The sequence below is a fragment of the Kribbella sp. CA-294648 genome, from assembly GCF_050943845.1.
Taxonomy (GTDB): Bacteria; Actinomycetota; Actinomycetes; order Propionibacteriales; family Kribbellaceae; genus Kribbella.
The window spans coordinates 6,553,582-6,564,624 of the sequence record NZ_CP191981.1 but is presented as its reverse complement, the minus strand read 5'-3'; the positions used below and the strand labels follow the sequence as shown (position 1 = coordinate 6,564,624).

The 11,043-nt window shown below is 67.8% G+C and carries 11 protein-coding genes; 5 read left to right on the top strand and 6 right to left on the bottom strand.

All coding sequences use genetic code 11. From position 1 onward, the window contains the following. Window positions 1–9: 9 nt before the first annotated feature. From rpe to ACQPYM_RS30960, 3 genes are all read left to right on the top strand, one after another. Window positions 10–690 carry a ribulose-phosphate 3-epimerase gene (gene rpe, locus ACQPYM_RS30970; protein ID WP_433007586.1) on the top strand — a complete coding sequence of 227 codons (681 nt, stop codon included), beginning with the start codon at window positions 10–12 and terminating at the stop codon, window positions 688–690. Next, the gene (locus ACQPYM_RS30965) at window positions 690–1,481 is read left to right on the top strand and encodes an HAD-IIA family hydrolase (RefSeq protein ID WP_020393043.1); all 792 of its coding nucleotides are present in this window, start codon (window positions 690–692) and stop codon (window positions 1,479–1,481) included. Before rpe ends, ACQPYM_RS30965 begins: the two co-directional genes overlap by 1 nt. Window positions 1,482–1,638: 157 nt before the next feature. After that, window positions 1,639–3,150, top strand: coding sequence for a DUF222 domain-containing protein (locus ACQPYM_RS30960; RefSeq protein WP_433007584.1), 1,512 nt, complete (start codon window positions 1,639–1,641; stop codon window positions 3,148–3,150). Here ACQPYM_RS30960 and ACQPYM_RS30955 read toward each other — a convergent pair. The 6 genes from ACQPYM_RS30955 to ACQPYM_RS30930 all read right to left on the bottom strand — a co-directional run bounded on the left by ACQPYM_RS30955 (window position 3,147) and on the right by ACQPYM_RS30930 (window position 7,816). Continuing rightward, window positions 3,147–3,851: a polysaccharide deacetylase family protein gene (locus ACQPYM_RS30955; protein ID WP_433007582.1), complete on the bottom strand. Its 705-nt coding sequence runs from the start codon at window positions 3,849–3,851 to the stop codon at window positions 3,147–3,149. The two genes, ACQPYM_RS30960 and ACQPYM_RS30955, sit on opposite strands and share 4 nt — an antisense overlap. 114 nt (window positions 3,852–3,965) lie before the next feature. Further along, window positions 3,966–4,688, bottom strand: a complete 723-nt coding sequence (locus tag ACQPYM_RS30950; protein WP_433007580.1) for a polysaccharide deacetylase family protein — start codon at window positions 4,686–4,688, stop codon at window positions 3,966–3,968. A 78-nt stretch (window positions 4,689–4,766) separates the two neighbouring features. Next, window positions 4,767–5,510, bottom strand: coding sequence for an amino acid ABC transporter ATP-binding protein (locus ACQPYM_RS30945; RefSeq protein WP_433007578.1), 744 nt, complete (start codon window positions 5,508–5,510; stop codon window positions 4,767–4,769). Then, a complete protein-coding gene (locus ACQPYM_RS30940) occupies window positions 5,494–6,243 on the bottom strand; it encodes an amino acid ABC transporter permease (RefSeq protein WP_433007576.1) in 750 nt (249 codons plus the stop codon). The genes ACQPYM_RS30945 and ACQPYM_RS30940 overlap by 17 nt, the downstream gene beginning before the upstream one ends. Window position 6,244: 1 nt before the next feature. Then, window positions 6,245–7,111 carry a substrate-binding periplasmic protein gene (locus ACQPYM_RS30935; protein ID WP_433007574.1) on the bottom strand — a complete coding sequence of 289 codons (867 nt, stop codon included), beginning with the start codon at window positions 7,109–7,111 and terminating at the stop codon, window positions 6,245–6,247. Between the two features lie 144 nt (window positions 7,112–7,255). Beyond that, complete coding sequence (locus ACQPYM_RS30930; RefSeq protein ID WP_433007572.1) at window positions 7,256–7,816, bottom strand: DNA-binding protein; 561 nt, start codon at window positions 7,814–7,816, stop codon at window positions 7,256–7,258. A 107-nt stretch (window positions 7,817–7,923) separates the two neighbouring features. Here ACQPYM_RS30930 and ACQPYM_RS30925 point away from each other — a divergent pair, with 107 nt between their 5' ends. Beyond that, complete coding sequence (locus ACQPYM_RS30925) at window positions 7,924–9,873, top strand: vWA domain-containing protein (protein ID WP_433007570.1); 1,950 nt, start codon at window positions 7,924–7,926, stop codon at window positions 9,871–9,873. 89 nt (window positions 9,874–9,962) lie between these two features. Further along, window positions 9,963–11,027 carry a serine/threonine-protein kinase gene (locus tag ACQPYM_RS30920; protein WP_433007568.1) on the top strand — a complete coding sequence of 355 codons (1,065 nt, stop codon included), beginning with the start codon at window positions 9,963–9,965 and terminating at the stop codon, window positions 11,025–11,027. Window positions 11,028–11,043: the final 16 nt, after the last annotated feature.

The following is an 11,043-nucleotide window of genomic DNA, read 5'->3' as shown; positions in this document are numbered from 1 at the left end:
TGTCGTTTCATGGGAATCCAGATCGCCCCCAGCATCCTGAACGCCGACTTCGCCAACCTCGCTGCCGAGGCGGCCGCGGTCTCCAACGCCGACTGGCTGCATGTCGACGTGATGGACAACCATTTCGTCCCGAACCTCACTCTCGGTCTGCCGGTGGTCGAGTCGCTGGCCAAGGCGGTCGCCCAGCCGATCGACTGCCACCTGATGATCGAGGACCCGGACCGCTGGGCGCCGGGGTACGTCGAGGCGGGCGCGGCCAGCGTCACCTTCCACGCCGAGGCCTGCCGGGCGCCGATCCGAACCGCCCGCGAGATCCGCGCCAAGGGCGCCCGGGCGGCGATGGCGCTCAAGCCCGCCAGCCCGATCGAGCCCTACGAGGACATCCTGGCCGAGCTCGACATGATCCTGATCATGACCGTGGAGCCCGGGTTCGGCGGCCAGAAGTTCCTCGACGTCTGCCTGCCGAAGATCCGCCGGACCCGCGAGCTGATCAGCAAGCACGGCCTGGACATCTGGATCCAGATCGACGGCGGCGTCTCGACCGAGACGATCGAGCGCTGTGCCGACGCGGGCGCCGACGTCTTCGTCGCCGGTTCGGCGGTCTACAAGGCCGACGACCCCAACCTGATGGTCGACCAGCTCCGCACGCTGGCGGCCGGCGCGAGCAAGCTCGACGAGGGAGTGCGGTGATGAGCGAGCACAAGCCGGTGGAGAGCTGGCTGACCGACATGGACGGCGTGCTCGTGCACGAGGAGCGCGCGATCCCCGGGGCCAGCGAGTTCATCGGCTCCTTGCAGGCCTCCGGCAAGAAGTTCCTCGTGCTGACCAACAACTCGATCTTCACCCCGCGCGACCTGCGCGCCCGCTTGCTTGCCGGTGGCATCGACGTGCCGGAGCAGGCGATCTGGACGTCGGCGCTGGCCACTGCCCAGTTCCTGGACGACCAGCGACCGGGCGGTACGGCGTACGTGATCGGCGAGGCCGGCCTCACCACCGCGCTGCACGAGGTCGGCTACGTACTGACCGAGCGCGCACCGGACTATGTGGTGCTGGGCGAGACCCGGACGTACTCCTTCGAGGCGATCACCCGCGCGATCCGCCTGATCGCCGGCGGCGCGCGTTTCCTGGCCACCAACCCCGACCCGACCGGCCCGTCCACCGAGGGCCCACTGCCCGCCACCGGTTCGGTCGCCGCCCTGATCACCCGCGCCACCGGCGTCGCCCCGTACTTCGTCGGCAAGCCCAACCCACTGATGATGCGCAGCGCCCTGAACCGCATCGAGGCCCACTCCGAAACGTCGGTCATGATCGGCGACCGGATGGACACGGACATCATCAGCGGCCTCGAAGCCGGCCTCCGCAGCATCCTCGTCCTCTCCGGCTCCACCGGCGAACACGAAGTCGAACGCTTCCCCTACCGCCCGACCCGCATCGTCGAGTCCATCGCCGACGTGGTGCCCCTCATCGCCGCCATGTCCTGAGCCGCAACTCAACGGCCGCATCGGGCGTACGCTGTCGCCCTTCTCCTCGTATATCCACTTCCGCATCCTCTGCAGTGTGATGTTTCCCCTTGTGGACAAGGTGAAATCAGGCTCGGCGCGTTTGGCGTCCCGTCACGCGCAGTATAGAATCGAACACATGTTCGACATGGATATCGCCACCCTCGACGCGACCGAGACGCTGACCTCGCTCGCGACCATGCACGAGCTGCGAACCCATGCCGACCTTCAGATCCTCCGTCTGGCCCAGCACTACGCCGACCTCTTCCCCGACCCCGCAACCATCCCGGGGCATGTCTCCCTACCCGGCGGCGAACGTGCCCTCGTCTACGGCGGCCCCGGCTGCCCGGCCGTCGCCGAGTTCGCCGCCGCGGAGTTCGGCGCAGTGATGGGCCGCTCGGCCGGCTCAGCCGCCAACCTGATCGGCCAAGCACTCGCCCTGCGCCACCGCCTGCCTCACCTCTGGGCCCAGGTCGAGGCCATGAACGCCGAACCGTGGAAGGCCTGCACGGTCGCCACCGCCTGCGTGACCTTGTCCGTCGAAGCCGCCGCGATCGTCGACCGCCGCGTCGCTCCCATCATCAACACCGTCACCCCGCGCCAGCTGGACAACATCGTGAAAGCCGCCATCCACCAGGCCGATCCCGAAGCCGCCCGAGCCGCCGCCGAGAAGAAGGCCAAGGAACGCGGCGTCTGGGCCGGCCAAGCCGACGAGCACGGCACCACCAGCCTCTACATCCGAGCAGACACCGGCGCCGTACTGCGCTTCAAGGCAACCCTTCGCCAGATCGCAGACGCCCTCGCCGACCTAGGCGACACCGCCATCCTCCCAGAGCGCATGGCCCGAGCCGTCGACATCATCAGCGACCCAGCCCTGACCCACGAACTCCTTACCGTCGCCCACCACCTCACCAAGTCACCCCCTGCAACCTCTTCCGCGACGGACAGCTCGGTACCACCAGATCGCTCCGGCCGGGATCCAGCCCGTCCCAGCGACGTGCCAGATGACGGATCACCCGGCGCGTCGGCTCCCCATACCCCAACCGCCGACGCTGACGCCGAACCGCCTGCGGCCGCTCACCGTGAACTCCGCCGGCGACTGGCCGAGATCCGCCGTAACGCCTACGCGACCGGCATCGGAACGAAGGGACGCCGCCCCGCGCCCACCACCTTGTACGTACACATCACCGACGAAACCCTCCTCGACGGAGGCGGCGTCGCGCGCGTAGAGCGCTTCGGTCCTGTCTTCGCCGGCCGGCTCGAGCAACTGCTCGGCCACGGCCAGATCATCGTGAAGCCGGTGATCGACCTGGCCGAGAAGCTCGACGTCAACGCCTACGAGATCCCGCGAAAGATTCGCGAACAGGTCAAGCTCATTCACCCCGTCGAGCGATTCCCCTACGGATCAGCCGAAACAACCAACAGCACGGACCTCGACCACCTCAAGCCGTACGACTTCACCGACACCGGACCACCAGGCCAAACCAGCATCGCCAACCTCGCCCCGCTCCGGCGCTACAGCCACCGGGTGAAGACGCATGGGCGATGGACCGTCGAACGCCTCGACGACGGCACGCTGGACTGGACCACCCGCCACGGGTTCAGGTTCCGCGTCTCCCACACCGGCACCCGGCGGATTGATCCCCCTTAGGGACAGGCCGGGCGGAAGCCGTAGCCCTTCTCCTTGAGGGTTTTCAGGATGGTCGGGAGGGCGGCGACGGTTTGGCTGCGGTCGCCGCCGCCGTCGTGGAAGAGGAGCACCGAGCCGTCCTGTACTCCGGTGAGCACCCGCTGGACGATCGCGGCCTCTCCCGGGCGGCTCCAGTCGCGGGAGTCGAGGGTCCACAGGACGAGCTTCTTGCCGAGGGCCGTCGCGCGCTTCTTCACGATGCTGTTGATGCCACCGTACGGCGGGCGCAGGCAGCGCGGGGTGGTGTCGGTCTGCTCGAGGATGAGCCCGTCGGTGGCCTCGACCTGCTGCTGGAAGCTCGCCCAGGAGAGCTTGCGCAGATCGGGATGCGACCAGGTGTGGTTCTGGACGTCGTGCCCGCGATCGTGCACGCGCCGGGTCAGCTCCGGTGCTCTCTCCACCTCCTTGCCGACCGCGAAGAAGGTTGCCTTCGCGCCGTACTCGTCGAGGATGTCGAGGATCTTCGGGGTGTAGGCCGGGTCCGGGCCGTCGTCGAAGGTGAGGGCGACGAACTTCGTCGGCGCCGCGGGCGGTGGCAGCGCGGCGACCGGCTTACCCGCGTCCTGGCTGCACGCGGCGAGGGCGGTGAGTGCGGCGATCAGGGTCAGGACGAGCGTCAGTACGGCGTACGGGCGGGCTTCGAGCGGCGGACGACGGCTCATGCGTGCTCTCCAACGTGGGTGGCCTCACTACCTCACGCCCCCACCATCGGTCCGATCCCGGGCAAAACCGGGATCCACGCCGCTTCCGCGTCAACTACCACGGATACCGGACGCTCAGAGGCACCAGAGCGCATAGAAGGTGTAACCGCGCGCCTTGAGGGTTTTCAGGATGGTCGGCAGGGCGGCGACGGTCTGGCTGCGGTTGCCACCGCCGTCGTGCATGAGCACAATCGAGCCGTTGCGCACTCTGGTGAGCACTCGGCGCGCGATCACCGAACTACCGGGACGCGCCCAGTCGCCGGTGTCCACCGACCACATCGTGACCCGCTTGCCGAGCGCGGCCGCCCTCTTGGCGACCAGGCTGTTGGTGGCGCCGTACGGCGGCCTGAGGCAGCGCGGGGTGTAGCCGGTCTGGCGCCGGAGAGCCCGATCCGTCGACTGCACCTGCGACTTGAAGGTCGACCAGCGCACCTTGCGGAGATTCGGGTGCGACCAGGTGTGGTTCTGCACGCTGTGCCCGTACAGGTCGGCGCGTCGGGTCAAGTGCGGATGTCGCGCCACGTTCTGACCGATCTGGAAGAAGGTCGCCCGGACACCGTAGCGCCGGAGGATCGCCAGGATCTGCGCCGTGTACTTCGGATGCGGCCCGTCGTCGAAGGTGAGATATACGTACTTCGAGGCGGTCGCGGTCCGCGGCGCCAATGCCGCGGCCGGCGGCGCCATGGGGGCGGGCGTGCTCACCGCGGGCTGCTCGGGTACCGCCTCCGCCGCGAGACCGGCGGTCAGGGCCAGACCGATGCCCAGCGCAACGACCTGGGCCGGAAGACGAGGAATCATTGGTGCCCCCAGACGCCGATGGTGAAGACCTCGAAAAGACTGTTGTCTCTCCACCATCGACCCGCCGGCCCGGAATTACTAGAGCACCTGAGAGAGGAACTGCCGCAACCGCGGTGACTCGGCGGCCGTGAACAGCTGCTCCGGTACGCCGGACTCCACCACGACGCCACGATCCATGAACGCGACCTGATCGGCCACCTGCCGCGCGAAACCCATCTCGTGGGTGACGACGATCATCGTCATTCCCGCTTGGGCCAGGTCGGCCATCAGACCGAGGACGCCCTTCACCAGTTCCGGGTCGAGCGCCGAGGTCGCCTCGTCGAACAGCATCACCTCGGGCTTCATCGCCAGCGCGCGGGCGATCGCAACTCGTTGCTGCTGGCCACCGGAAAGGTTGCCCGGTCGCGCCGACTCCTTCTCCTTCAGTCCTACCAACTCGAGCTGCTCGCGGGCTGCCTCGATCGCGCCCTCCGTGGTCAGCTTCTTGATCTTGCGCAGCGGCAGGGTGATGTTCTCCAGCACCGTCTTGTGGGGGAACAGGTTGAAGTGCTGGAACACCATCCCGATGCGCCGCCGCAACTCGTCCGGGTTGCTTCGCAGTACCGACTCGCCACCGAGCCTGATGTCTCCCGCATCCGGTTCGAGCAACCGGTTGGTGGCCCGCAGCAACGTCGACTTGCCGGATCCGGACGGCCCGATCACACACGCGGTCTTGCCCGCCGGTACGGCGAGGTCGACGCCGCGCAGCACCTTGTTGTTGCCAAAGGCAAGCTCGATGCCGGTGAGCTCCAGGCTCGCCGCGGCCTCAACGATGGTCGGCATGGGTGAGCTCCTCGACCTCGAGATCGGCGGGACGGCCTTCGCGCAGCCGCTTGTCGAAGTAGTTGACCAGGTGGGTCAACGGGACGGTGATGATCAGGTAGAAGATTCCCGCGAGCAGCAACGGCGACAGGTTGCCGTTCGTCGCGGCGGAGTCCTGACCGATCCGGAACAGCTCTCGCTGACTGGCCAGCAAGCCCAGGAAGTAGACCAGACTGGATTCTTTGACCAAGGCAATGAACTGGTTGACCAAGGCCGGCAGGACCCGGCGTACGCCTTGGGGGATGACCACCAGCCGCATCCCGGAGGTGTAGCTGAAGCCGAGTGCCCGCGCTGCTTCCAGTTGGCCCTTCTCGACGCTCTGGATGCCGGAGCGGAAGATCTCACCGATGTAGGCGGCTGCGATCAGCGACAGCGCGAGGATGCCCAGCGGATACGGGTTCGGGCCCCACCAGTGCCGGGTGATCGGCGACAGTCCCTGGCCGATCAGCAGGATGGTGAGGATGGCCGGCAGACCGCGGAAGATGTCGGTGTAGACCTTCGCCGGCCACCGCAGCCAGCGTCGGCGGGACAGCCCCATCACCGCCACGATCATGCCGAGCACGGTGCCCAGCACGACCGAGGCGGCGGCGAGGATGAGGGTGTTGACCAGCCCCACCTTCAGCATCTCGGGCAGGACCGCCTCCATCGACTCCCAGTCGAGGAAGGTGTCTTTCAGAGTGGACCAGATGTCCATCTCAGCCGGCTGCGGGGGTGGCCGACGGCGCGGTGAACTTCACCGAACCGCTGCCGGGCTTGAAGTTCACCGGAACCGCGCGACCCGGGTAGTACTGCTCGACCAGCTTGGTCCAGGTGCCGTCGGCAATCACTTCGTCGAGCGCCTTGTTGACGGCCTCGCGCAGCGTGTCGTTGCTCTTGGCCACGGCGAACGCCATCGGTGCGTCGCTGAGTTCCTTGGCGGCCAGGATGACGGTGCCGCCGCCCTGCTCCTTGGCCATCTTCTCGCCGATCTCGGCGGGCGAGACCCAGGCATCGGCGGTGCCCGCCTTGAGCTGACCGAGCGCGGCGTTGTAGTTCGGCACCCGGACCGGGTTCAGGTTCTTCTGGGTGGCGTAGTCGTCCTGGACGGTGCCCTGGACAACGACCACCCGCTTGCCACTGAGCTCGTCGAAGCTCTTGATACCCGACGTCTTGGTGGTGTTCAGGCCGAGGTAGCCGAAGTCGTAGCCATTGCTGAAGGCAACCGTCTTCTTGCGCGCCTCGGTGACCGTGATGGACGAGCTGCCGAGGTCGAACTGGCCGCCGTTGACCTGCGAGAGCAGGGCGGAGAAGTCGGTGCCGACGAACTCGGGCTTCAGGTTCAGCTTCGCCGCGACCGCGGTGATCAGGTCGTTGTCGAAGCCGGTGAACTTGCCGTCCTTGACGTAGACGTTGGGCGGCGCGTCGGTGAGCGTACCGATCCGCAGCGTGCCCGCCTGGAGCAGGCCGAGATCGGGGCCTGAGGCATCGGACTTGTCGTCACTGCCGCAGGCTGCCAGCGCGACGGCCAGGGTGACGGCCGTACCAAGAGCGGCGAGGCGGCGGAAGGCGCTGATGGCGCGCACAGGTGTCTCCTTAGAACCAGGGTGTTCGGGTGTCGGTGGGGGTGACCCACCACCCGACGCTAACGCCGCCCGACCCCCTCGAATTCCACCCCGACAGCGGATGAGACGGCCCCGGAATGTCTACCTGCTTCGTGATATATGAGGTCAGCGATGGCGTTCGTAGTGGGCCACGGCGTCGTCGGTGCGGCCGGTGCCGTAGGTGAGGAGGAGCTCGGCGAGGCCGGGGGACTCGGCGGCGATCAGCTCCGCGGCCCGCTGGACTTCGCCGGCCGAGGCGACACCGCGGATGAGGTCCTGGATCTCCCGTACTACGGTGCGCGGGTCCGGGCGCTGGTCCGGGCGCGGGTTGCTTGCTGTGGGCATCGAGCTTGGCGGGGCGCTGGCCGGTGTCGATCGGGTGAAGGCGCCGGTACTGCCGCGAATGTCGTCCAGCTCGATCGCGATCTGCGGCTCCGCGAGGCCCTCCTCCGTGACGCGGTGGACGAGCAGGTCGAGCCGGTGGAGTCGCGACACCACGGCCGGGTTGCCGATTTTCACTCGCTGGCCGCTCATCAGTTGCGACAACATGGGCGCGGACAGGCCGATCGCCTCGGCGAGCCGGGCCTGGGTCAGGCCGAGGGTGCCGGCGATCCGGCGCATCAGCACGCCGAGCGGCTCGCCGTACAGTTCCGTCTGCTGCCGCAGGTTCTGCTCGGTCTGCTCCACGTCTCCATCTTCGCACCAGCGAACGCGCAAAGCCAGCCGGATCCGACTTGACATTCGCTATCGCAAACAGCAAAGATTGCGATAGCGAATTCACCTGGAGGAAGAAGATGACCCGAACGAAGGGCCCTCGCCGCCTCGCGGCCCTCGTCCTGCTCGCCGTCGGGCTGGCGTGGCTGCCGGCCGGGGCAGCGCAGGCCGATCCCGAGCCCGGCGACAGTGGCAAGTTGGTGCTGGTGCTCGACTCGTCGGGTTCGATGAAGGAACCGGCCGGTGACGGCAAGACGAAGATCGTCGCGGCCCGGACGGCCCTGGCCCAGGTCGTGAGCAAGTTGCCCGAGACGTCGCAGGTCGGTCTGCGCGTCTATGGCGCGACAGTCTTCAAACGCAGCCAGCCCGGCGCTTGCACGGACACTCAGTTGACCGTGCCGATCGGCACCGGGAACCGGCCTCAGTTGCTCACGGCGATCTCCGCCTACAAGCCGTTCGGTGAGACTCCGATCGGGTACGCATTGCAGCAGGCGGCGAAGGATCTCGGGCCAACCGGCCAGCGCACGATCGTGCTCGTCTCGGACGGTGAGGCCACCTGCGCCCCGGACCCGTGCCTGGTCGCCCAGGAGATCGCCAAGCAGGGCATCGACCTGAAGATCGACGTGGTCGGATTCCGGGTCGGCGCGAAGGCGCGCAGTCAGTTGCAGTGCGTTGCCCGTGCGGGCCGCGGCGACTACTACGACGCCGACTCCACCATCGACCTCGAGGCCGGCCTGGATCGCCTGTCCACCCGCGCCTTCCGGCCGTTCCGCATCTCCGGTACGCCGGTGACGGGCGGCCCACAGCAGGAAGGTGCGCCGGTGCTCGCCCCCGGTCACTACTCGGACAAGTTCACCACCAGCCCGACGGCGAAGTACTACCTCATCAAGCGGACCATCCCGGGGTCGACCCTGCGGGCCGGCGTCAGTTTCCGGCGGCCGTCGGGTGGCAGCCTGGTCATCCAGACGGAGGTCAAGCTCGACACCGTCGACGGCAAGAACTGCGGCTGGAGCTATCCTCGCGCCTTCGAAGGCCACCAGGGACTGGCGACCGGTACCGCGTCGAGCTGGTCCGACTGGCAGAAGGAGTGTGCCGAGTCCGACCAGATGGTCCTCACGGTCTCACCGGGCAAGGACTACCGCGAACTCGCGGCCGTCCCGTACGAACTGCGGATCGACGAGGAGCCGCCGGTGACGTCGACCACGAACCTCCCGGCCGTGGCCGGCGACCCGGTGTGGGTGTCGATGCCCGGGTCCACTCCGCGCGAGATCGTCCCGGGCTCCAGCTTCGCTGACGCGCCGGTACTGGAGCCGGGCAGCTACAAGACCACGCTGATGCCGGGCGAGATGCAGCTCTACAAGGTCAAGGCGGACTGGGGTCAACGGATCCAGGCGCAGGTCACCGTGCCCCAACTCGCCGGCGCGACCGCTGAGGCCCTCGGCATGATCCGGTATGTCGACACCGCGGTGATTTCGCCGATCGGTGAAGACGTGTACGCCGTCTTTGCCAAGAAGACGCCGGGGACGGGTAAGCGTGGCGTCCTCACCAAACAGGGGATCGTGCACGGGATCACGACCAAGGAGATCCGTTACCTGAACCGCAACGGCCCCAACAACCAGGACCAGGGAACGTCGACGCCGGGCGAGTACTACGTCGCCGTGGGGCTCAGCCGCAAGGACGTGGACAAGGCATTCACGGTCCCGATGACCCTGACCATCGGGCTCCAAGGGACCGCGGGAGAGGGACGGCCGGAGTACGCCGACGGCGCGACACCGGTAACGGGCGACTCTGTGACGCCGACACCGACGCCGACCCTGACCTCGACCCCGGCGTCGAACGGGACCGCGGCGCCTTCCGATGAGAAGACCGTGGCCGGGGGACCGGTCAAGGACTCCGGTGACACCTCGTCCGGCGGTGATGTGCCGGTTGGGTTGGTCGCCGGCCTGGGTGGCGGTGCTCTGCTCCTCATGCTGGTGGGTGCGTGGGCAGTTCTGCGGCTCCGCAAGTCGTCCGCACCGCCTCTCCGCTGACCTACCTCCGCACAGGCCTCCCTGACCGCGCCCGGCTGTCCCCTCCAGCCGGGCGCGCCTGTCTGTGGAGTTCCGGTACCTTCTTGCGAGTGGAGGCGTTCGCTGGGCGGTATGTGCTGATCGATCTGGTCGGCACTGGCGGGATGGGTTCGGTGTGGCGCGCGTGGGACCTGCGGCGTAAGGGATATGTCGCCGCGAAGGTGCTCGGGCAGCACGATGCGGCGACCCTCCTGCGCTTCGTGCGGGAGCAGTCCTTGCGCATCGAGCATCCCCATGTGGTCGCGCCGCACGGGTGGGCTGCGGATGACGACAAGGTCGTGTTCGCGATGGACCTGGTCCGTGGCGGGTCGGTCGCCACTCTGCTCGGCGATCACGGGCCGCTGCCGGCGTCGTACGTCACGGTGCTGATCGATCAGTTGCTGCACGGTCTGTCCGCGGTTCATGCCGCCGGCATCATCCATCGTGATCTGAAGCCCGCCAACCTGTTGCTAGACGCAACCGGCACGGCGACGCCGCGACTGCGACTCTCGGACTTTGGCATCGCCGGCCTGATCGGCGAGCCGAGAATGACCCGCCACAGCACGATCCTCGGCACCCCCGGCTACATCGCCCCGGAACAACTGGCAGGCGCAGACCCGGACCCCCGCCAAGACCTCTACACCGCAGGCGCAGTAGCCGCCGAACTCCTCACCGGCGAACGCCCCACAATCACCGGCGACCTCCCTACCGGCCAGGGGCATGACGAGCTGTGGGACTTCATTCGACTACTCACCCAAAAAGATCCGGAGAGCCGCCCCACATCGGCCGCGGACGCCGGCCGCCTGCTGGCAACAACCGGCCTGCTCCCACCACCCGGCACCACCCCATGGACCGCCCAACCAGACCCACCCGAAGTCTTCGACCAACTCCCACCCCTCCCACCCACCTGGACCCCCACCGGTCCCAGCCCATCCCCAACGGACCCACCGCCTGCGCAAAGAGCCGAACAGTCACCCGCTGCTGCTCCGCCTGCTGCTGCCGCGGGGCAGACACCTGCGGTGGGGTCGGCTGGGGCTGCTGGTGGGCGGCGGCGTGGGCTGATTTGGGTAGCGGTTGGGTGTTTTGGGGGTGCGGCTGGGCTGCTTGGGGTGGTTGCGTGGCTGCTGCTGCGCTGACTGCTTGGCTTCTTCT